This window comes from Microcoleus sp. LAD1_D3 (genome assembly GCF_036702135.1).
Lineage (GTDB): Bacteria > Cyanobacteriota > Cyanobacteriia > Cyanobacteriales > Microcoleaceae > Microcoleus.
In genome coordinates, this window is sequence record NZ_JAUBSB010000068.1 from 1 (window position 1) to 20,771 (window position 20,771).

Annotated in this window: 21 protein-coding genes and 1 rRNA gene; 11 read left to right on the forward strand and 11 right to left on the reverse strand. The window is 45.7% G+C overall.

Annotated features, from left to right (window positions below):
* Window positions 1-175: 175 nt before the first annotated feature.
* The 3 genes from rrf to sufR form a co-directional block, all read right to left on the reverse strand.
* Window positions 176-292 (reverse strand): 5S ribosomal RNA (gene rrf, locus QUA74_RS25420).
* A gap of 196 nt (window positions 293-488) precedes the next feature.
* Window positions 489-896, reverse strand: coding sequence for a hypothetical protein (locus QUA74_RS25425; protein WP_333334618.1), 408 nt, complete (start codon window positions 894-896; stop codon window positions 489-491).
* Between the two features lie 109 nt (window positions 897-1,005).
* Window positions 1,006-1,704, reverse strand: a complete 699-nt coding sequence (gene sufR / locus QUA74_RS25430; RefSeq protein WP_333334620.1) for an iron-sulfur cluster biosynthesis transcriptional regulator SufR — start codon at window positions 1,702-1,704, stop codon at window positions 1,006-1,008.
* 188 nt (window positions 1,705-1,892) lie between these two features.
* Between sufR and sufB the strand changes: the two genes are divergently transcribed.
* From sufB to QUA74_RS25460, 6 genes are all read left to right on the forward strand, one after another.
* Entirely contained in the window at window positions 1,893-3,335 is a 1,443-nt protein-coding gene (gene sufB, locus QUA74_RS25435; protein WP_333044220.1) for a Fe-S cluster assembly protein SufB, read from the forward strand.
* Window positions 3,336-3,614: 279 nt separating this feature from the next.
* Window positions 3,615-4,406 (forward strand): Fe-S cluster assembly ATPase SufC, encoded by a 792-nt coding sequence (gene sufC / locus QUA74_RS25440; protein WP_333334622.1) that lies wholly within the window; start codon window positions 3,615-3,617, stop codon window positions 4,404-4,406.
* A complete protein-coding gene (gene sufD / locus QUA74_RS25445; protein ID WP_333334624.1) occupies window positions 4,403-5,746 on the forward strand; it encodes a Fe-S cluster assembly protein SufD in 1,344 nt (447 codons plus the stop codon). Before sufC ends, sufD begins: the two co-directional genes overlap by 4 nt.
* 177 nt (window positions 5,747-5,923) lie before the next feature.
* Entirely contained in the window at window positions 5,924-7,186 is a 1,263-nt protein-coding gene (locus tag QUA74_RS25450) for a SufS family cysteine desulfurase (protein ID WP_333334626.1), read from the forward strand.
* Window positions 7,187-7,300: 114 nt separating this feature from the next.
* Window positions 7,301-8,245, forward strand: coding sequence for a hypothetical protein (locus QUA74_RS25455; RefSeq protein WP_333334628.1), 945 nt, complete (start codon window positions 7,301-7,303; stop codon window positions 8,243-8,245).
* 97 nt (window positions 8,246-8,342) lie between these two features.
* A complete protein-coding gene (locus QUA74_RS25460) occupies window positions 8,343-8,771 on the forward strand; it encodes an Imm1 family immunity protein (protein WP_333334630.1) in 429 nt (142 codons plus the stop codon).
* Between the two features lie 120 nt (window positions 8,772-8,891).
* On the opposite strand, the gene QUA74_RS25465 is transcribed toward QUA74_RS25460, so the two are convergent.
* Window positions 8,892-9,716, reverse strand: coding sequence for an SDR family oxidoreductase (locus tag QUA74_RS25465; protein WP_333334632.1), 825 nt, complete (start codon window positions 9,714-9,716; stop codon window positions 8,892-8,894).
* A 112-nt stretch (window positions 9,717-9,828) separates the two neighbouring features.
* On the opposite strand from QUA74_RS25465, the gene QUA74_RS25470 reads away from it, so the two are divergent.
* Entirely contained in the window at window positions 9,829-10,683 is an 855-nt protein-coding gene (locus QUA74_RS25470) for a YkvA family protein (protein WP_333334634.1), read from the forward strand.
* A 160-nt stretch (window positions 10,684-10,843) separates the two neighbouring features.
* On the opposite strand, the gene QUA74_RS25475 is transcribed toward QUA74_RS25470, so the two are convergent.
* Window positions 10,844-11,158 (reverse strand): zinc ribbon domain-containing protein, encoded by a 315-nt coding sequence (locus QUA74_RS25475; RefSeq protein ID WP_190739536.1) that lies wholly within the window; start codon window positions 11,156-11,158, stop codon window positions 10,844-10,846.
* Between the two features lie 144 nt (window positions 11,159-11,302).
* Window positions 11,303-11,455, reverse strand: coding sequence for a hypothetical protein (locus tag QUA74_RS25480; protein WP_333334636.1), 153 nt, complete (start codon window positions 11,453-11,455; stop codon window positions 11,303-11,305).
* Between the two features lie 72 nt (window positions 11,456-11,527).
* Here QUA74_RS25480 and QUA74_RS25485 point away from each other — a divergent pair, with 72 nt between their 5' ends.
* Together QUA74_RS25485 and QUA74_RS25490 are read left to right on the forward strand one after the other, a co-directional pair.
* Window positions 11,528-12,109 (forward strand): hypothetical protein, encoded by a 582-nt coding sequence (locus QUA74_RS25485; protein ID WP_333334639.1) that lies wholly within the window; start codon window positions 11,528-11,530, stop codon window positions 12,107-12,109.
* A 301-nt stretch (window positions 12,110-12,410) separates the two neighbouring features.
* Complete coding sequence (locus tag QUA74_RS25490) at window positions 12,411-12,884, forward strand: TspO/MBR family protein (protein WP_333334640.1); 474 nt, start codon at window positions 12,411-12,413, stop codon at window positions 12,882-12,884.
* Window positions 12,885-13,245: 361 nt separating this feature from the next.
* Here QUA74_RS25490 and QUA74_RS25495 read toward each other — a convergent pair whose 3' ends face one another.
* Window positions 13,246-15,309: a hypothetical protein gene (locus QUA74_RS25495; RefSeq protein ID WP_333334642.1), complete on the reverse strand. Its 2,064-nt coding sequence runs from the start codon at window positions 15,307-15,309 to the stop codon at window positions 13,246-13,248.
* A gap of 246 nt (window positions 15,310-15,555) precedes the next feature.
* Window positions 15,556-16,455 (reverse strand): Hsp33 family molecular chaperone HslO, encoded by a 900-nt coding sequence (gene hslO / locus QUA74_RS25500; protein ID WP_333100952.1) that lies wholly within the window; start codon window positions 16,453-16,455, stop codon window positions 15,556-15,558.
* Between the two features lie 399 nt (window positions 16,456-16,854).
* Between hslO and QUA74_RS25505 the strand changes: the two genes are divergently transcribed.
* Entirely contained in the window at window positions 16,855-17,508 is a 654-nt protein-coding gene (locus QUA74_RS25505; RefSeq protein WP_333334644.1) for a Crp/Fnr family transcriptional regulator, read from the forward strand.
* Window positions 17,509-17,989: 481 nt separating this feature from the next.
* Here the strand turns inward: QUA74_RS25505 and QUA74_RS25510 are convergent, their stop codons facing one another.
* Window positions 17,990-19,210, reverse strand: a complete 1,221-nt coding sequence (locus QUA74_RS25510) for an FtsW/RodA/SpoVE family cell cycle protein (RefSeq protein WP_333334646.1) — start codon at window positions 19,208-19,210, stop codon at window positions 17,990-17,992.
* Between the two features lie 36 nt (window positions 19,211-19,246).
* On the opposite strand from QUA74_RS25510, the gene QUA74_RS25515 reads away from it, so the two are divergent.
* Window positions 19,247-19,669, forward strand: coding sequence for an EamA family transporter (locus tag QUA74_RS25515; RefSeq protein ID WP_333334648.1), 423 nt, complete (start codon window positions 19,247-19,249; stop codon window positions 19,667-19,669).
* Window positions 19,670-19,779: 110 nt separating this feature from the next.
* Here QUA74_RS25515 and QUA74_RS25520 read toward each other — a convergent pair whose 3' ends face one another.
* Window positions 19,780-19,983: a phycobilisome linker polypeptide gene (locus QUA74_RS25520; RefSeq protein ID WP_006634929.1), complete on the reverse strand. Its 204-nt coding sequence runs from the start codon at window positions 19,981-19,983 to the stop codon at window positions 19,780-19,782.
* Window positions 19,984-20,248: 265 nt separating this feature from the next.
* On the reverse strand, window positions 20,249-20,734 hold the full coding sequence (gene apcB, locus QUA74_RS25525; protein ID WP_006634930.1) for an allophycocyanin subunit beta: 486 nt from the start codon (window positions 20,732-20,734) through the stop codon (window positions 20,249-20,251).
* Window positions 20,735-20,771: the final 37 nt, after the last annotated feature.

A 20,771-nucleotide genomic window follows, 5' to 3' on the forward strand; every position in this document is an offset into this window, starting at 1 on the left:
ATATTGAGATTTCTACAAAACTGGCACCAAAGACATCTTCAACAATTCTTGTGGGAAATAGCGCTTAAGCATCCTGCGGGCCCTAGACGAGCTTTTGTGTAGATGAGTAATAATTCACCAAAAAAACTAAAGCCCTTTTCCGTTGTTGCGGGAAAAGAGCTTTAGTTTATTATTAACCTGGCACTGAGCTATTTTACCGGGCAGTGACCCGCCGAGTATCTTCGCCATAGCAACGTTTAACAACCGAGTTCGGGATGGATCGGAGTGGTTCCATTACATCATAAGCACCAGGAAAGCTTTGAAAACTTTTTATCCTGTGTCTGCGTTAAGTCAGATGCGTTGCATCTCTTTCGCTCGACTTAATTACCTTATCAAGTTTTCCCCTGTCTGTCAACCCCTTTGCCAAAAGTTTTTTTCCCTCGCCCGAAACCGCTGGAATTATCGGGGTTTGAGGTCGGGTTTGGGGGTGCGGCAGATCGACCTTTAAGTCACAAGTCCAAAAAAGCCGCCTCGGTCCCCTGTTCTCTGCGAATCTTCCCGTCCTTTACAAACCACGCCACGACCTGCTTAACTGTTAATTGTTCGATTGGGATCTCGGCTTCTGTCGCAATTTGCCTCAAAGGCCGCAAAGACGCCACCACCAAATTCGTAAAAAAGTTTTCAAAACTCGCATCAAGTTCGATCGACCCTTTAATACTCTCATCATTCTTAATCCAATCCATCACCTGCCCATTAGTCACCTCAGCCACCGGCAAACCAGTCTCCCCAGAAATTTGCTTCAGCACCCTCAAAGCATAAATTGCCACCCGCGCCGAAAACTTCTCCTTCGACGACAGCAGCGCCATATCAACTTCGGCACACTCTTCCGGCTTTAAAAAATTTGCTAGCGGTTCCATATATTAAAAATTGGTAATTGCTAATCGGTAATTGGTAATCCCTGACATCCGTGACATCCGTTACACTCATCCGTTGCCGAACTTTCATCCGTTACATCCGTTAAATCCGTTAGAAAATCCGTTGCCGAACTTCTTCCTTCCTTCTTGCAATCAAATAACCACAGCGGTGTTCCCCATCAATAATCCAGTGAGTCCGCTCCACAATACAATCCGGCAAAACCGCCGCAAACATTTCCAACTCATTGCCACACACACTCGGAAAAGTTTCAGCAACATTAGAAATCGCGCAGTTGTGTTCCATCAACACAAATCGATCGCCCTTAACGTCGCGATCGCACATCCCAACCTCTACAGATTCTACAGGATAACACTCAGCCATATAACCTTCAGCCCTGCGGAGTTCCACCAACTTAGTCACCCTCTCTTGCAGCGAACCCGCACCCACCAGCCTGCGATAGTCCGTAGCCTTGCGCTGCCACTGTTTTCGCAGGATACTAATCACTTGCTCGCGGCCGACGGTTTCCGCCAAAGTATCCAAGAAAGAGACTGCAAAATCGCCGTAACGGTTCGGGAATCGATCGCGCCCCAAACTGGTAAGCTCATAAATGTGCTGCGGTCGCCCCATCCCAGCCTGAACCGACTGATACTGAATCAGCCCCTCCGCCTCCAAATCCTTCAAATGACGGCGAATCGCCTGCGGGCTGATATCCAAACACTCCGCCAACTCAAGAGCCGTCCCTTTATCCCCCTTAAGCAAATATTGCAGGATGTCTTGTTTCGTGGAAGTCTGCTGAGTAGTCTCCATCATCTTCACAAAAAATTATTAATTTGACTTTGACAATATCACTATTGTTAATGTAGCTTAAAATATAGTAAAGCAACAAAATTGTTGTTTAACTTCCCAGAGCAGTCCTGCAGAACTCGCTCAAGCCCAGACAGGCATTGCCCCGTCTGCCATCCAGAGAGCATTATCTAGAACACTGAACACGCAAAATAATGAGTTCTACCACAGTCAAAACCTTAGTCAACCAACCCTACAAATACGGTTTCGTCACCGACATCGAATCAGACACCATCCCCCGCGGCTTGAGCGAAGATGTAGTGCGCCTGATTTCCTCCAAGAAAAACGAACCGGAATTCATGCTGCAATTCCGCCTCAAAGCATACCGGAAGTGGCTGACAATGACCGAGCCCACCTGGCCCCACGTCAACTATCCCGCGATCGACTACCAACAAATTATCTACTATTCCGCGCCCAAACAAAAGCCCAAAAAGCTCAACAGTTTGGACGAAGTAGACCCGACACTCCTAGAAACCTTCGAGAAACTCGGCATTCCCCTATCCGAACAAAAACGGCTCGGAAATGTCGCCGTCGATGCCGTTTTCGACAGCGTTTCAATTGCCACAACATTTAGAGAAAAGTTAGCCAAAGATGGCGTTATTTTCTGTTCCATCTCAGAAGCCGTCAAAGATTATCCCGAACTAATAGAAAAATATCTCGGCAGCGTCGTACCAGTCGGCGATAACTTTTTCGCAGCCCTCAACTCCGCCGTATTCAGCGACGGTTCCTTTGTTTACATTCCCAAAGGCGTCAAATGCCCAATGGAATTGTCAACCTATTTCCGCATCAATAACGGAGATTCCGGTCAGTTCGAGCGCACACTAATTGTTGCAGAAGAAAACAGTTCTGTTTCTTACTTAGAAGGCTGCACCGCGCCGATGTTTGACACCAATCAACTGCACGCCGCCGTCGTGGAATTGGTAACAATGGACAATGCAGACATCAAATACTCCACAGTGCAAAACTGGTACGCCGGCGACGCTAATGGCAAAGGCGGCATTTACAACTTCGTGACGAAACGGGGTTTGTGTCAAGGAGTCAATTCTAAGATTTCTTGGACACAAGTAGAAACCGGTTCTGCGATTACTTGGAAATATCCCAGTTGCGTGTTAGTCGGCGACAACTCGGTGGGCGAATTCTACTCGGTAGCGCTGACAAATAACAAACAGCAAGCTGACACCGGCACCAAAATGATTCACGTTGGTAAAAATACTCGCAGCACGATTATTTCTAAGGGAATTTCTGCCGGAAATTCATCCAACAGCTATCGCGGCTTGGTGAAAATGGGGCCGAATGCTAAAGGCTCTCGCAATTACTCTCAGTGCGATTCGATGCTGATTGGGGATAACGCTCAAGCGAATACTTTCCCTTATATTCAAGTGCAGAACCACACTGCTAAAGTGGAACACGAAGCTTCTACTTCTAAAATTGGGGAAGAGCAATTGTTCTTCTTCGCACAGCGGGGAATTTCCGCAGAAAATGCTATTTCGATGATGATTAGCGGTTTCTGTAAAGATGTTTTCAATCAGTTACCGATGGAATTTGCGGCGGAAGCTGATAAGCTGTTAAGTTTGAAACTCGAAGGAAGTGTCGGATAATTTACCCTCGTTACCAGGTCGATTTTATTGCTGGCCGCTTAACGTCAAACCGAGCGTCCAGCAGGGGTTTCAACCCTTGCCTCAAAGCTAAAGTCCTCTAAAGAGGACTAATGAGTTTAAAAATTTTCTTCTCAGTCCTCTTCAGAGGACTTAAGCTTTGAGACAGGGAATTCATTCCCTGGCGGACTATCGATTTAACGTTAAATTGTCACCAATGGGTACAGCCTAGGAACGGGAAGAAAAAACTGTAAACTGCATTGAGGAAAAGGACAAAAATAGATGATTGTAGAAAATAGTCAAGTGGTGCTAGCCGTCCGCGATTTAACTGCGAATGTGGAAGATACCCAAATCCTTAAGGGTTTAAATCTGGAAATTAAATCGGGTGAAATTCACGCGATTATGGGCCCCAACGGTTCGGGAAAAAGCACTTTATCCAAAATATTAGCGGGTCATCCTGCTTATACGGTAACGGGCGGAGAAGTTATTTTTCTGGGTCAAAATTTGCTGGCATTAGCGCCAGAAGAACGCTCTCTGGCTGGCGTGTTCCTAGCGTTCCAATATCCTTTAGAAATTCCCGGCGTTAGCAATCTGGATTTCTTGCGCGTGGCTTACAATTCTCACCGCAAACATCGCGGCTTGGAAGAATTGGATGCTTTTGATTTCCAAGATTTAATCGAGGACAAGCTGGATATTGTCAAGATGAATGATTCTTTTTTAGGCCGCAGCGTTAATGAGGGTTTTTCCGGCGGCGAGAAAAAGCGAAATGAAATTTTGCAAATGGCGCTGTTGGAACCGAAGTTAGCTATTTTGGATGAGACTGATTCGGGTTTGGATATCGATGCTCTCAAGATAGTCGCCGGCGGTGTGAATCAGTTGTCAAATGCTGAAAATTCAATGTTAGTGATTACTCACTATCAGCGGTTGCTGAATTACATTATTCCTGATTTTATTCACGTCATGGAAGCCGGTAGAATTATCTTGACTGGCCCGAAAGAGTTGGCGCTGGAATTGGAAGAGCGCGGTTATGACTGGGTTGTGGAAGAGGAAGCAGCAGGAGTAGGCGCGCGATGATGAATACGCAAGTTGCTAGTAGGGAAATGTTTTTGACTGATTTGGTGAATCAGTGCAGCAAGTTGGGCGCAGCTAATAACGAAAGTTCTGCTTACGGGTTGCAGGATTTGCGGGATGCGGCGACTCAATACGTGCTTTCTTCAAGTTTTCCGACGGTGAGGGATGAAGAATGGCGCTTTACTGATTTGTCGTCAGTGTTGCAAATTCCTTTTCATATACCCCAGAGCAATCAGTCACAAGTTAAGCTGACTGATATCATTATGCCAGTGAAAAATCGGGATGATTTACCATTAAGATTGGTATTTGTCAACGGTTTTTATGCGCCGGATTTGTCAACGGTGAATTTGCCGAATTTGCCGAATTTGCCGCTCGACTTTTACGCAGGTAATCTATCCAATGTACCCGAAAAATATCAAGGGCGCATCAGCGATGTTTTGAGCAAGCACAGACAGCAAACCGAGGTGTTTACGGCGCTGAATACTGCGGGTTTGGCGGATTCTGCGGTGGTGTTCGTGCCGGCCAATATGTCGATCGACCTTCCGATTCACTTGCTGTTCCTGACAGCGCCTGGTGCATCTCCCACGATGTCCCAGCCGCACTGCTTGGTCATAGCTGAGCCTGGAAGCAATGTGACGCTGGTTGAGGATTACGCAACTATCGGTAATGTCCCTGCATTTACGAATGCTGTAACCGATGTTGTTGTCGGCGAAAACGCCACTGTGAATCACGTTCGGCTGCAGCGGGAAGGTGGGGAAGTTGTTCATATCGGCAAAAGTGCGATCGAGCAATCTCGTAATAGCCGTTACACTTGCCATGCTATCAGCTTGGGAGGCAAAATATCACGGCACAATTTAGAAGTATTTCAGCGCGGCGAAGCCACTGAAACAACTTTAAACGGCTTAAGCGTAGCCTTTGGGGAACAGTTGGCGGACACTCACAGTTTAATCGATTTTAATCACCCTCACGGTACAAGCCGCCAATTGCACAAGTGCATTGTCGGTAACAAAGCTCGCGCTGTATTTAACGGCAAAGTTTTCGTTCGCAAAGCCGCACAATTGACAGATGCTGGACAATTGAGCCGAAACTTGTTGCTGTCGCCGAGAGCTCGCGTAGACACTAAACCGCAGTTGGAAATTGTTGCCGACAACGTTAAATGTTCCCACGGTGCAACTGTCAGTCAATTAGAAGATGATGAACTTTTCTACTTGCAAAGTCGCGGTTTGGATTTAGAAAGAAGCCGCTATTTGCTAATCGATGCTTTTGCCGCCGAAATTCTCAATCTGTTGCCAATTGTAGGTGTGGCGAAAATGCTTTCTACCTGCGTGGCTATCCAAGGATAAAAGAATTAGCAACAGCGTCGAAGCCTGTTCCACAAAAATAAATGTTCCTGTGGGGTGGGCTTCTAGCCCGCCCAGAATCAGCAACAGCGTCGAATCCTGTTCCACAAAAATAAATGTTCCTATGAGGTGGGCTTCTACCCCGCCCATAATCAGCAACAATACTAACTTCTGAAATTTATGACACTTATTCAAGAAAAAACACTTGCCTCAAAAGTTCGCGGCGACTTCCCAATTTTGAATGAAAAAGTAAATGGCAAACCGCTCGTTTATTTAGACAATGCAGCTACTTCTCAAAAACCCCTAGCTGTACTCAACGCTTGGCGTGATTACTACGGACAATACAATGCAAACGTGCACCGCGGCGCCCACACTCTCAGCGCCAAAGCGACTGATGCTTACGAAGGTGCGAGAGACAAAGTTGCGGCGTTTATAAACGCCGCGTCGCGGCAAGAAATTGTTTACACTCGCAACGCCACCGAAGCGATTAATTTGGTTGCTTATTCTTGGGGTTTGAGCAATTTGCAAGCCGGAGATGAAATTATCCTGTCGGTGATGGAACACCACAGCAATCTCGTTCCGTGGCAAATGATGGCTCAAAGAACCGGTGCGGTGCTGAAGTTTGTCGAGTTAACGGAAACTAACGAGTTTGATTTGGAACAGTTTAAAACCCTGATTTCCCATAAAACTAAGTTGGTGTCAACCGTTCACGTTTCTAATACTTTGGGCTGCATCAGTCCAGTCAAAGAAATCTGCAAAATTGCCCATAGTTTCGGCGCAAGAGTTTTAATAGATGCTTGCCAAAGCGTGCCGCACATGATAGTAGACGTGCAAGCAATAGATTGCGATTGGCTGGTTGCTTCCGGTCACAAAATGTGCGCTCCCACCGGCATCGGTTTTCTGTACGGTAAACTGGACTTGCTGAGAGAAATGCCTCCGTTTTTTGGCGGCGGCGAGATGATTGCTGACGTGTTTTTAGAATATTCAACTTATGCCGATTTGCCGCACAAATTTGAGGCCGGCACGCCTGCAATCGGAGAGGCGATCGCCCTTGGTGCAGCAATCGATTATCTTAGTAACATTGGCATGGATAAGATTCACGCTTGCGAAGCAGAATTGAATGCTTATATGTTCCAACAATTGCGGCAAATTCCCGAAATCAAAATTTACGGGCCACAACCAGACAGCAACGGCGAAGGTAGGGCAGCTTTGGCGGCATTTACAGCCGGAGAAATTCACCCTCAAGACTTGTCTACCTTGTTAGATCAGGAGGGAGTCGCCATTCGTTCCGGGCATCACTGCACGCAAGCTTTGCACCGCTATTTGAATATTTCATCTACGGCGCGGGCGAGTTTGTATTTTTACAATACTCGCGAGGAGATTGATGTGTTTGTGAAAGCGTTGAAAGAGACGATCGACTTTTTTGGTGGGATTATGGGATAATTTGGTAGGGTGGGCATTTGCCCACCTTGTTAGAACATTGTTTGCCTTTGCCGAGCGGAATATCTCGTGAAAATAGTTGAGTATTATAGTTTAATAATACAACCACTAAAAAACATGAATCAATATCCTATTATCCTCATGCCCGACCCTGTTATTCAAGCTATGAATGCAGTTCCCTTCACATGGAAATTTAGTGAACCCAAACCTTTACCTCCTAGTTATAAGCCCCAACCAATTGATGTACTTTTGTTTTTTTATAAATCTCTGCCATTAATTATTCCTTTTGCAACTATTGGTCTAATTGCCAGTAGAAATATTATCATTAGTTTCTATATTTCTGTAGGTGGCATTTTGGTTACTGCCTTGAACTTCTGGCAACAACAAATGTATTACTTACGAACAATTAATCAATACAAGCAACAAATGCGCGATTATAAAGATTTGTTAGCAGAATGGAAAAAGTGTGAGATTCAGCATAAACGGCAGATAGCAGAATCCCAAAAACCTGAAAAAATAAAACAGTATCGCTATCAGATAATTAAAGACATTATCATAAAAACCGTCCCTCCTGAAGGTAGAATTATCAGTACAAAGTCTCAGTGGGTTGAAAGTAAATTTTATAAGAACTTACAGCAATTATTCCCCGATAAAATTTATAACAATTTAATCATCCAAAAATCCCACTCCTATCAACCTTACTGTATAGAAATTTCTTATTTTGATAAGTTAACAAATTTACGTATAGATATAACAATTGATCAACCTTATCACTATGAAAGCGGTGAGCCTAAAAATTACGAAGTGCTTGTCCAAGAAAATCAGCGCCATCAACTATTTTTAGAAAAAGGATGGATACTCATTAGATTTGCTGAGGAGCAAGTAGTCTGTTGGCCACAAAGCTGTTGTCGGGTAATAGCCGAAGTAATCAATCAAATAATAGGTACACCAATTCCAGAGGAATTGACAACTGTAGAAACTTTACGACCTATCCAGCAATGGAATGAATTGGAAGCACGACAAATGGCACAGGAGCGCTATAGAGATAATTATTTAATTTAGCGATCGCTCTTTTTTTGACCGCAGATGAAGGCAGATGAACACGGATGAACGCGGATGAAGAAGACAGCGCTCGCACCCCAAATAGAAGGAGGCAATAATGTTTGTGTTAAACCTATCAGCAGAAAATTGGGTTGGCAACCAGGATGAAGGTGATTTAATAGAAAGTCCTACTTGGAGTCAAATAGAACAAGCCATTCGCGAGTTAGATGGGAAAAGTAAAACTTTAGTTACCTTGGGTGCAGATGACGAGTGTTATATGAGCATTGGTGGCGGCGAATCCGGCAAATATATTGTTAACATAACTTTTGATAACGTTAGCTTCCATAATTTAGTAGATCCCTCAAAACCAGATGCAATAGAAAAGCTAGTTGTCGGCGGACAAGAAGGTAATTATTCTGCCAGGATGTGTGTAAATTTAGAGACGGCACTGTTGGCAGCTCAAACATTTATAGTATCAGGAGAACTTCAAAGATCACTGTCTTGGGAAGAAGAGAAAGAATTAGCGGTGTCATCAAATAATATTTAACACAACATAAGTGAAGTCCGATCGCTCTTTCTTCATCCGCGTTCATCCGCGTCAATCCGCCTGCATCTGCGGTAAAGAAAAAGAGCGTGAAGCCAAGCTATCCCGAAGGGAATCGCCCAACTAAAACTCCCTAATCTCAGGATGAAGAAACTGATAACCAGCCGCCTTAATCTTTTGATTCGACACCCTCGCATTATAAGGCCGCACGCTAGGACTTCCATCCCAAGAAACTTTAGGCAAATTATGAGCTTCAAAAATGCGATCGAGCAATTCACCACTGGATAGCGACACATCCCCGACTAAATTGTAAATTCCCTGCAATCGATTTTCCAAAGCAAAGGTTAACCCCCCAACAACATCATCCCGATGCACCCAATTAGTAGCATCTTCCCCCTTACCGGGACGAGTGCTACCAGCCGCGCCTCTAAAGATTTTAACTAATTCTCGCCCCGGCCCGTAAATTCCTCCCAAACGGAGAATGCAGACGTGCAGATTGGGACTAGATGCTGCTAATAAAACCCGTTCTGTTTCTGCGAGAATTTCACTGTTTGGATTAGCCGGCGCGACGGGTGATTCTTCATTTACCACTTCACCTTGGCGATCGCCGTACACAGAATAAGTACCCGTATAAATAACCTGCTTTACTGTCGGTATCTGCTGTAAAACTGATACTAAAGTTGTCGCCGTATCTAAATAACTCTCCCGATAAGCCTGAGAATTTGGAGCACCGACGCACAGCATAACAGCATCTTGTTCTTGCAGTACAGAGGCGATCGCATCTTTGTCATTTCCTTTGAGCACGGCTACCCGCTGCGCGACACCCTCCAATTCAACTACTCGGGTCGCCGTCGTAGTTGTAGCCGTCACGGTACAATCAGATTTGCCGCGTAAATGTTTGGCTGTCGCAGTACCCACATAGCCGCAGCCGACGATCGCAACTTTCATAAAAAATTCTCCATTGTGTCATGCTCTCTAAAATTATTGCCGGTTTCTGAAATCATGGCGCGCTGAGTTTTGTGGTAAAATGCAAAGCGTCGTTATCAATCGGAGTAGCATCGTGTCCGAGAGAGATATTTTTGCCACCTCCTCAGAAAGCGAACTTTTAGCTTTTTATGGTTCTTTGTTTGCGATCGCAGCCACCGATGGTTCCGTTGATATTGACGAACTAGATTTGTTGTTTAAAACCATAAATTTAGATAAATTTTCTGACTCTGCAAAGACTCAAATCCAATCCTACACAGCCAGTCCCCCTTCACTCAGCGGCTGTTTGCAAACACTCAGCCAGTCAGAAGAACCGCTGCGTTTGGGAGTCATGTATTTTTTAATTAACATTGCTGGCGCAAATAAGACGCTGCATCCTGCAGAAAGCGAGGCGATCCAATCCGCAAAAAAACTGCTGGCGGTTTCCGACTTGCAAATCCAAGCCATGCAGGAATTCATCGCAGACATGAAACAAATACGGGAGGCCGCCCCTAATAAAAATCAGGCCTCAGCATCTTTCAATTCTGCTGTTTCCCAGCTTAAAAATAAGGGCATTCCTCTCGATTTAATCGACCGAAAAGAAACCACAACAAACCTCAGCAACCCCAAAATCAACTATTCAGATGAAAGTTTTTGGACTAAACTTAAAAACTTTGCTTTAACCGCAGGAAGAGAAGTAGTTGAAAAAGCTTTGATTCTCTACTATACGGCTCAGAACCCAAACGTGCCTGCTTGGGCAAAAGGAGTTGTAGTTGGAGCTTTGACGTATTTTATATCTCCTGTCGATGCCATTCCCGATATATTAGCCGGCATCGGATTTACCGACGATTTGGGAGTATTGCTGGCGGCAATAGCTACTGTTTCCGTCTACATTAATGCTGATACTAAAGAACAAGCCAAACAAAAAATGAAAGATTGGTTTGGTCAATAATATTATATCCGGTTGAGCGTTGTGTTTCCGTCTGCATCGGAATAATAGAATCTGAATAATATAGCAGTTGTCAATCGGATGAAATACAGGACACGGCAGTGCCGTGTGCCTACCCAATATGTGTAATTGACTCAACTGAAAACTTGATTATTGTGGATTCTCAGTCTTTAATCGGCTTACCATCTCGATTGACAATACGGCTTTCACCATCCTTAGCCGTGACATTTTCATAAACCCCTTCATCCCGCTTCACGTACTTGCTGAAACCCGAATTTTTATAATCGGTGTCGGATGTCGGCTTCATCAACCTCGGAGCGCTCAGCAGCCGACGTACCGGAGCATCTGCGGGAGTCTCTCCGGGTTCGCACTTCGCCAACTCGCACAGTTGACCCCAAGTAGAAACTTCCAGGTTCATGCTGTGCGAAACTTCTAACTGCTGGTTGTTTTCGGGACACAAATAATCGTATACAGGCATACTAAGAATCTCGTTTGCAACTACTAAAATTACTAATTGCACGGTTATTGAGAATATTATAGCTCAACATTACTAATAATTCAACCCTAAAAATCCAACTTTACTATTTTTAACGGTTGTTGAAACCTTAAATCCGCTATATTATTAACCCAGTGTGCTTGCTCCCGGATGCGATCGAGACAAAGCCCAAAAGTACCCTACCCTGAAATCCTCTGACTCGATCCAACGATCGCACGATCGACGGCTAGCAAATGCCCGCAAGACTTCCGTGAATGCCGTCAAAGGATTGATCATCATTTTCAGACTGTACGCAAATCACAGATTCTAAGTTTCAATTTTATTTATTTAGTCACCAGCGAGGATTTACCGATGAGCGATTTCAAAGTTACGCCAGAAGTAGAGCTGAACACAGCTCAAATGTTGGAGCGATACCAACTGCAAGATGAGACAAATCTGCGGCGTTGGGCCAAACTGCACGGTATCAACAGCACTCGCGGTTTCTTCTATCCCAGTGAAGTAGATTTGATGGATCATGCTCACCACCATCTTTACAATTTGGGAATGAGCATTGCTGACTACCAAAGTCTTTTAGATCGGCGCCGCAGCCATTCCCAGACATCAGGCGACCAAAATAAAACAGTAGCAAGTCAAGTTGCTGACGAAGCATACGATGCCATAGAAACGCTTACAGATCAGTATGCTGAAGCTATTGATTTAATGGGAGAACGTATAGCAGACCATTTCATAGATGAACTCGATTTATCTGTGATGCGACACCTTTCTCAAAAAGTGAAAGACCGCCGCACTCTCAACGGTCAAACTAAAAAGCCTAACCGTTTTCTCCAAGTGATTAAAGCCGTGTTGCAGCCCAGCAGCGAAAATACGCTTCTGGTTCCCAAAAAAGAGGATGACTCTAGTTTAGAATTAGAACAGCATCATCGGCTCGGCTAGTCGCCGATTTTTTTGAAAGCCTAAGAGACTTTTTGTTCAATTTACTGGTCAAATTTACTGAAAAGCCGACCCGAACCCTCCCCTTGTCAAGGGGAGGGAGCAAGAGTCACATTTTTTATATTATGAATCGGAATTGAAGAAAATAAATTGAGGTTTCCCCGAAGTCTAAATTACTTTTCAACTAATGTTGGATTTCGCAACTCAACCTAACCTAATATAACTAGGGACAGATGGCGCGATCGCCAAAATTAGAGATAATATATGCTCAATTGAACCTGTCAACCTCGTGCAAGGTAAAAAAATGATTAAATCCTGGATGGTAATTGGAGGCGTCGCCTTGATAGTAGCACTAGCCACTAACATAATCCCGCCCAGCGACATCCAATGGTTCAACCGCTTGCAGCGTCCGAGATGGCTAGTATTTGAAAGAGCAATTCCCCTAATTTGGACAGTAATTTTTATTTGTGCAGCTTGGTCAGCAGTGATTGTTTGGGAAAAAGAACCAGGAACTCAGGAGACTTGGCTAAGAATGGGTTTGTACCTGCTTTTAGAAATAGTAACTATGTCTTACACCTCGGTTATGTGCAAAGTTAGGAGCCTAAAAGTCGGCACAATAATCGGCGGAACGGGCGCTATTTTAAGCGTGTTCCTAGCTTTAAGTGTGTTGCCAGTTTCGGAGCCAGCCGCTCTGTTATTGCTGCCTTACATACTTTGGAGTCCGATCGGCACTTACACCACTTGGGCAATGATGCACCTGAATCCGGCGGATGTTTAATTGATCTAAAAATAAAGGGTAATTGGTAATTGATAATTAGGAAAAAGGTAATTGCTAAACTGTACCTCACCCAATTTAAAACTGCTATAGCAAGCCTCGTATCGAATTGTGAACTCTTTCTCTTGTCTCTCTTCTCTTCCTTTTCTTCCTTCGTGTCTTCGCGGTTCGTTAAATAGAGATTTTCTGAGTTTTATCGTGTGGTGGGGGCGGGCTTATTTAATTTGTTGGCCATGTGAGGATTATTCGTAAACCCACGCCTAGAAGTTGATTGAGAATGATGCTTGATGTGAGTTTTAACTCAAATCAAGCACTAATTCTCAGGGTTTAAACCCCCCGCCCAATGTTGGGCAAACCAGTTAACCTAGCGACTCCCAGAGCTGCTCGGTGGCTCAGTTTCCGGAGGTTCGGGAGGGGGAGATTCAGCATCCGGAGGATTCAACGACTCCTCCCAAACTTTGATTTGCGATCGAGCTTGCTCGAAAGCCCGAGTGCCGGAGGGAATTTTCTTCAAAGTTGCGATCGCCCCAGCCAGATCCGACGACGACTGTTCCACACCAAGCGCCAAAATCCGCTGGCTCCACTCATCAATCGCCTCACTCGCCTGCCACCGGAGCGAACTCGACTCCGGCACCTCAAGGGCCAGGGAAATTGCCGTTTGCAGAGCCTCCGCAGTCCCCGATCGGGCAGCCTGACGGGCGCTCTGCAAACCTTGCTCGCCCTGAAATTGAGCCTCCCAAGTCCGAATGTTCGATCGAGCTTCCTCATAAAGCACCCGTCCCGATCGAATCCGGCGCGCCATCTCAATTGCCCCTGCCAAATTGCCGCTCGCCGCTAGCTGCTGAGCTCTATCCAAAAACGGCTGGTCAACAAGCCGCTGTCTCCTCTCGATCCAAGCTTGAATTTTGGCTTGAGCTTCCACGTAAAGCGCCCTACCTCTACCGATCCGAGAAGCTTGAGCAACGGCGGCTTCCAGAGCATTCGGATCCCCCATACTCGCCAAATCGTTCGCTCTTTGCAAATACGGACTGTCTTCCAGCAGCTCGATTTGACGGCTCAAGGTGCTAATTTGACGGCGAGCTTCCGAAGCGCGGGGATTTGATTCCGGGACTGTTTGCAATTGCGCGATCGCAGCCCTTAAATCATTTACCCCACCAGGCGCCGCCAGCCTGCTTGCCATATCCAAAACTTTGACATCAGCCATTTCTTGCTGCCAGCGACCGACTAAATCTTGAGCTTGTTTGTATAAAGGGCGGCCGGAGTTCAACTTTTGAGCAATCTCGATCGCCTTGGAGAAACCCTCAACAGAGCCAGTCAAAGCCTGAGAAGTAGCATTCGCCAACTCATTAAAATCCTGTACTTGTTCCCTTAAATTTGCCGACTCCGGAATCTTGTTAGCGATCGCCATCGCCTCCTGCCAATCCCCTGCTTGCAATCGTTTTTGGGCGATCTCCAGAATTTTCTTGCTAAATTCCGCGATCGCCTTATTGGCAGCTTGATACAAATAACTGTTTTGATCAATTCCCTGAGCCAGCTTAATCCCCGTCACCAGATTGTCGAGACCTCCCTCGGAGGCTGTATTCCGGGCTTTTAGCAACTTATTGCCCTCCGCCCGAGTCGTCTGAATTAGCTTAGTCAATTCCTCGTACTTAGCCGATTCCCAGAAAGTATTTCCCAAATCCAAAAGCAGAGTAGCTTGGCTGAAAGCCAGCGGCCACTCTTCCTGACGCAAGTGGTCTTCCGCCGTGCGGTAAATTTTCTCTGCATCGCTCCATATCGACTGCCACTTTTCAATCTGCTTTTCCATCTTCGGGTAAGCCGGAACGTTTTTAGGAACCTTACGAGCGAGCGCAATCGCCTCATCCAGCTTTCCTTCTTGGAAACTAGCATTTCCCAGCCTAATAATATCCTCCGACCACCGATCGATTTGAGTGTTAATTCTCGGCCGCAGCGGATGGTTTTGTGGCAAAGCATTCACTAATTCGATCGCCCTGAGCAAATCATCCGCCGTCCGCTTGCTTGCTGCTTCTTGAGCACAAAAAAAGCGGTCGTTAGCAGAAGCCGTCGGCCAAAAAATCTTTGAGCAATTTGACTGCGAGGTCAGGTTGAGTAAAGACGCAATTGCCACAAACCCCATACCCACCGATAGCATCAAACTCAGCGCCAGCCAAAACTGCCACTTATTCGACCACTTCCGCCAAAACGGATTGTGTTCCTCCGGCGGCTGCGAGTTTTCCCCAGACAAATTCGGCGGTAGTTCCAGATGCCCTCCCGGCATTTTTCCCGAAGTAACCAACTCTCGGAGTTCTTTAAGTCGTTCAGCCCGGTTTTTCCTTGCTGGTAAGCGCACGAGCGACGAAGTATCCTTTGTTGACTCCAAGGATTCTGATGCAGACCAACGGCCTGGTATTTTGCGATCTTGACTCATATCCTCACCACAAACAGCAACCAGCCAGCGTTAGTTATTTAAAAACTGCGAGCGCTGCTATCAACTGCTCTATAAAATGTATTCATCACTTTTACATACTCCCGTCGGCCCCAGACTGCAAGAGCCGATCGCCAAACCGCCAAAATCAAAATTTTGTGATTAGGTAATTGATAATGCGTAATTGGCAATTGGTCAAGGCCATCATCCCTAACTCGCACTCAATAGAGCCAATTACACATTATCCTCTCAAGAACCGGAGTTTGATCGCAAATCGCCGATCAGTTCTGCAAGTTGGTCGCTATTAGCTTTGTAAACCTCGTTGCAGAAATGGCACGTAGCCTCAGCCCCCCCATCTTTTTCAATCATGTCTTGGAGTTCGGCTTCGCCCAACATTTTCAAAGCTCCCAAAACTCGATCGAACGAACAGCCACAGTCAAAGCGCACCATCTGAGTTTCCGGGAAAATTTCCAGGCCCATATCTCCCAGTAACTCTTCGAGAATCTGGTGCAGCGTTTTGCCCGATCGCAGCAGTGGCGTAAAGCCCGACAATTCAGCAACTCTAGATTCTAAAGTTTGCACCAATTTTTCGTCCGTTGCCGCCTTCGGCAGAACCTGCAACAGCACACCCCCAGACGCTTCTACCCCGCCCGCCCCCACAAACACCCCCAAAACCAAAGCCGAAGGCGTTTGCTCCGAGGTTGCCAAATAGTGAGTCAGATCGTCGCCAATTTCGCCGGAAACCAATTCTACCGTACTGGAGTAAGGGAAGCCGTATCCAACGTCCCGCACCACGTACAAATAACCGTCACCTATTGCCCCGCCGACATCGAGTTTGCCTTTAGCATTGGGCGGCAATTCCACTTCGGGATTGTCCACATAACCTCGAACCGTTCCATCAAGTCCCGCATCCACCAGAAGCCCGCCGAGCGGCCCATCTCCTTTGATGCGAATGTTGACTCTCGATTCGGGCCGCTTCATGCTGGAGGCGAGTAACAGCCCCGCCGACATTGTGCGGCCGAGGGCGGCTGTAGCCACGTAGGAGAGCTTGTGCCGCTGTCTTGCTTCTTCGGTGAGGCGGGTGGAAATGACGCCTACAGCGCGAATTCCGCCATCTGCGGCTGTAGCGCGAATTAATTGATCGGCCATGAAAAACCTTACTTTGTCTTTTGATACCTTCTTGAACTATTTTATAAGTTCTTGAAGGTTGTGGCAGCAGAGAGCAGCAGTTGACTCGGCGGGCCTATCCGTGCGATCGAACTTCAGAACTCGCCTCTGTTTTCTATTTAATCTTAATTAACAGACTATTTGTTAACAAATAGTCTGTTAATTTTTTCAAATTAAATTTTTATTATTTAAAATGCCGCAAATAACGAGTGCATTTATTTTACAGCAGCCAGCGTTTCCTTAGTTGTTTTATAACAAATAACAACTCATGACTAAAGCTTATCTTGCCGCTAACCAGACGATTACCAAACCTTTACCTTTGTCGGCTAGAGTGAGAGGCGTAGGTCTCAGACAAATGTTTTTTAGCTGGAAATAAGGGATATGCCACCAACATCCAAAGCACTTTTAGCGGAAATCCAGCATAACACAGGAGCAACTCGAAACTTGCATTTTTATGCCAAGGGCGAAACCATTCCTTTGATGTCGCAAGGTCTTTGGCGAGTCTGTCAAGGTCTAGCACAACTGAGTACGCTTTATCCAAACGGGGAAGAAGGACTTTTGGGTTGGGTTGGGCCTTCGATGTGCTTCGGTTTGTGGTTGACAAGCTTGCAGACTTACCGAGCTACGGCGACATCAGATGTTTATTTGATGTGGTATTCTATGGTGGAAATCGAAGCTTCTCCTCAACTAGCTCACGAGTTGCTGCCTCAAATGGTACGGCGGCTGCGGCAAATGGAAGCAATTTTAGCGATCGCCGGACAGCGGCGAGTAGATGACCGTTTGTATCAGCTTCTGCTATTATTGCAACAAGAATTCGGTCAGCCTGTGGTTGAGGGAACTCGTTTGAATATCCGCTTGACACATCAAGATATTGCTAATGCGATTTGCACGACGCGGGTAACAGTAACTCGAATGCTGGGAAAATTGCAGCAGCAAGGGTTAATCAGTCGAGATGGCGATCGGCATTTAATTCTTAACAAAGATGTTTTTGCGTCCAGGTCGGATTTGTTTGGCTGCAACCCTCAAGCAATGTAGAACCGACAGCAACTTGCATCTACACTTTTTTTTGCATCTACATAAAGTCTTCCAGTATTAGCTCTCAAATCTCAGTGCATGAGAATTTTTTATCTGGCTCTTCCTCCCGCTATTTACAGCCATACCTTTGCAGTTGGAAAAGATATAATTAAGCGGTGCATCTATTTAGGACTAAACTCAATGGCTAACTCAACTCAAGAAACACCGCAACCAGACAAAAAAGAATTAACTGACATCACAGCTAAACCTCAAGAACAACAAGAAGAACCGCCCAATAAAGGTGACGGGCGAAAATAGTCGATCGACCTTCATCTGCCACGATATAACTCCCGAATCGCCTTAAGATCACCTACTTGTTCTTTTCTCAGCATCCGTGTTCTTCGCTACGAGAGCGGTTGCTATAAATTGGTATTCTGCCAGTAGTTCGGGAGTAAATAAACAAACCCGATTTTTTCCAAAAATCTGGTTTATTATTGACAAATTATTCAGTTTGTGAAGTGGCGTTGTTCGATCGTAAATTCGGCTTTCCCGGCTTCCCTCTGCGTCCATCCAAAGAAACCACATCAGCCTCAGAACTCTCTCTAGCCACCCGAATCAGCAACCCCGACAACAACAAACTTGCCAACATCGAAGAACCCCCGTAACTAAAAAACGGCAGCGGCAAACCCGTAGTCGGCAAAACCCCCGTAGCCACCCCAATATTCAGCAGCGACTGTCCCACCATCACCACCATCACCCCAATCGCCACCAACTGAGACTCAGTATTTCGAGCCTTCATGGCTACCCTCAAAGCCACAGTAGAGTAAGCCGCCAACATCAGCAACAGTGAGAAACATCCCACCAAACCAAACTCCTCAGCAAACACAGCAAAAATAAAATCGCTGTACTGAATCGGCAAATAAAATAATTTTTGCTGCGACATCCCCAAACCCACACCCCAAATGCCCCCAGAACCCACCGCCAGAAGACTTTGAATCAACTGATAACCGTCTTGCATCGGATCAGCCCAAGGATTGAGGAAAGACATAATCCGGCGGCGCTGGTATTCCCTAAAACTAATACTTAAAACCGCTAAAAGCATTCCCCCCATAGCTGTTGCGCCCAATTGCAAGTAAGGCAAGCCAGCCGCTAAAGCCACCAACCACAAAGTCATCCCGCACAAAGCGGTGGTGCTCAAATTAGGCTGCAACAAAATTCCCAACAGCATTGCACCGAAAATTAACAGCCAAGTTAAGCGAACTTTATTCGTCAAGCGGGACCAGTTGCCGAAAATGCGGGCGCTTTGGAGAACAAAAAACGGCTTGATCAACTCAGAAGGTTGAATAATCGGAACCGGGCCCAGAGATATCCAGCGAGTCGCCCCGTTGATTGTGGTTCCCACTCCCGGAACTAAGGTCAACCAGAGCAATCCCAGCAGCAATAAAACGCCTAACTGAGATGTTTTCATGATGTAGCGCAGTGGGGAGTACACTATCAAGTTAAAGCCGGCCAGCCCGATCGCCACTGCGATTAGCTGTCGTTTAAAATAATAAAGGCCGTCTCCAAATTCATAATTTGCAATGGGATAGGAAGCCGAAAACAAAGCTGTCAGCCCGACAAACAGCCACAGAAAAGTCAGCCACCTCAGCCAGCGGGCCTCAGCGGCCCATTGAGACGCGCTGGGGTCAAAAAAGGGAATCAAGCGTCGAATGTCATTAGCCATAGGATTTTAGAATGATCTCAATAAACTCTAACAAAGATGGCTAAAGTACCAGATTGGTTAATTTACGCATTAATTTGCTCGCTGTTATATGGTTTGTGGGGATTTTTGGGCAATTTAGCCACTAAATATATTGACTACAAAACTGCTTTTGTTTATGAAGCAATTGGCGCTATTTTAACTACTTTATTTATTATTTTCCACACTAATAATTTTAGTTTTGAGGGAGATGTTAGGGGGATTTTGTTTGCGATGTTAGTGGGCGTTTGTGGCACGGTGGCATCATTAGTATTTTTTATAGCCCTGACCAAAGGTGAAGTTGCCAATGTAGTGAGTGTTACATCTATCTACCCGCTGATTACTATATTATTATCGTCTTTATTCTTGAAAGAGGCTATTACGTTACCACAAATGCTTGCTGTTTTGTTAGCGATAATCGCAGTTATACTTTCTGCTTATTGAAATATTGGTCAATGATTAAATTAACAACGCTGGACATTCTTTCTTCTGCTATAACAACAAAAAAGAGGTCATCGCGACCTCTTACCCCTCTACTAATCCAGCTTCGGCTCTTAAAGTAAACCTGTATTAGCTCCGGGCTTACCGGTAGCCAGTTGCACTTTAATAATTCTGCCGCCCATTTTCATAATTCTTTGCTGTTCCCGGAACCAGTTGTCGTAAGGAACGAGCTTAGTAAAATAGGTATTTTGCAATTCGCGCTGAGTGCGAATGCGAGTTTGACTGGGGACGCAAGCAGTCACCTTAAACATTCTCATGGGAAACTAACTCCTGAGTAGGTTTACAGATTATTAGATGGATTTTTTAAAGATTGAAGGCAGGGAGTTAGGAGTCAAAACTAGCTCGTTAAAACTCGTCGGGCTTTCTCGACAAGCCTTTGACGGTCTAGCAATCACTCTCAACTTCCCTGACCTCTTTTCAAAGCCAAAGGTAACAAGTCCAAAGTTAAAAGTTAAAAGAGGCAAGAAATAAATGTTATTTCTTCTTCTTTCTTCCTTCTCCCTTTTTCCTTCTTCCTGAGTCTTAGCTCAAGCCAGAGCAGATGTAGTCGAAATAGACGCCCATTTCTTTACCAGCGTCAGAACCGACCAAACCGGCGGTGACTTCTTTCATTGCTTGGATTGCTTGTACGGTAGAACCGATGGGCACGCCCAAGGAGTTGTAGGTTTCTTTCAAACCGTTGAGCACGCGCTCATCGAGGATGGAAGGGTCGCCAGCTAGCATAGCGTAGGTGGCGTAGCGGAGGTAGTAGTCCAAGTCGCGGATGCAAGCTGCATAACGACGAGTGGTGTACATATTGCCACCGGGACGAGTTACGTCAGAGTACAACAGAGACTTAGCAACTGCTTCTTTGACGATTGTGGCTGCATTGGCGCTGATGGCTGTAGCGGCGCGGACGCGCAGTTCGCCAGAAGCAAAGTAGTTCTTGAGCTTGTCTAGAGCACTGATGTCGAGGTACTTACCTTGAACGTCAGAGGAATTGATAACGGCGGTAATTGCGTCTTGCATGGTTGTCTTGTTTCCTAGAAAGTGGCTGAGTCAGTCC

Bases quoted from the DNA above. Each gene is read 5' to 3' on its own strand.
- sufD (WP_333334624.1), top strand. From the start codon at position 4,403: ATGATGAATACGCAAGTTGCTAGTAGGGAAATGTTTTTGACTGATTTG.
- apcB (WP_006634930.1), bottom strand. From the start codon at position 20,734: ATGCAAGACGCAATTACCGCCGTTATCAATTCCTCTGACGTTCAAGGT.
- QUA74_RS25515 (WP_333334648.1), top strand. From the start codon at position 19,247: ATGGCTAAAGTACCAGATTGGTTAATTTACGCATTAATTTGCTCGCTG.
- QUA74_RS25485 (WP_333334639.1), top strand. From the start codon at position 11,528: ATGAGCGATTTCAAAGTTACGCCAGAAGTAGAGCTGAACACAGCTCAA.
- QUA74_RS25510 (WP_333334646.1), bottom strand. From the start codon at position 19,210: ATGGCTAATGACATTCGACGCTTGATTCCCTTTTTTGACCCCAGCGCG.
- QUA74_RS25495 (WP_333334642.1), bottom strand. From the start codon at position 15,309: ATGAGTCAAGATCGCAAAATACCAGGCCGTTGGTCTGCATCAGAATCC.
- QUA74_RS25460 (WP_333334630.1), top strand. From the start codon at position 8,343: ATGTTTGTGTTAAACCTATCAGCAGAAAATTGGGTTGGCAACCAGGAT.
- sufC (WP_333334622.1), top strand. From the start codon at position 3,615: ATGATTGTAGAAAATAGTCAAGTGGTGCTAGCCGTCCGCGATTTAACT.
- QUA74_RS25505 (WP_333334644.1), top strand. From the start codon at position 16,855: ATGCCACCAACATCCAAAGCACTTTTAGCGGAAATCCAGCATAACACA.
- QUA74_RS25450 (WP_333334626.1), top strand. From the start codon at position 5,924: ATGACACTTATTCAAGAAAAAACACTTGCCTCAAAAGTTCGCGGCGAC.
- hslO (WP_333100952.1), bottom strand. From the start codon at position 16,455: ATGGCCGATCAATTAATTCGCGCTACAGCCGCAGATGGCGGAATTCGC.
- QUA74_RS25465 (WP_333334632.1), bottom strand. From the start codon at position 9,716: ATGAAAGTTGCGATCGTCGGCTGCGGCTATGTGGGTACTGCGACAGCC.
- sufR (WP_333334620.1), bottom strand. From the start codon at position 1,704: ATGATGGAGACTACTCAGCAGACTTCCACGAAACAAGACATCCTGCAA.
- sufB (WP_333044220.1), top strand. From the start codon at position 1,893: ATGAGTTCTACCACAGTCAAAACCTTAGTCAACCAACCCTACAAATAC.
- QUA74_RS25490 (WP_333334640.1), top strand. From the start codon at position 12,411: ATGATTAAATCCTGGATGGTAATTGGAGGCGTCGCCTTGATAGTAGCA.
- QUA74_RS25520 (WP_006634929.1), bottom strand. From the start codon at position 19,983: ATGAGAATGTTTAAGGTGACTGCTTGCGTCCCCAGTCAAACTCGCATT.
- QUA74_RS25455 (WP_333334628.1), top strand. From the start codon at position 7,301: ATGAATCAATATCCTATTATCCTCATGCCCGACCCTGTTATTCAAGCT.
- QUA74_RS25425 (WP_333334618.1), bottom strand. From the start codon at position 896: ATGGAACCGCTAGCAAATTTTTTAAAGCCGGAAGAGTGTGCCGAAGTT.
- QUA74_RS25480 (WP_333334636.1), bottom strand. From the start codon at position 11,455: ATGATGATCAATCCTTTGACGGCATTCACGGAAGTCTTGCGGGCATTT.
- QUA74_RS25475 (WP_190739536.1), bottom strand. From the start codon at position 11,158: ATGCCTGTATACGATTATTTGTGTCCCGAAAACAACCAGCAGTTAGAA.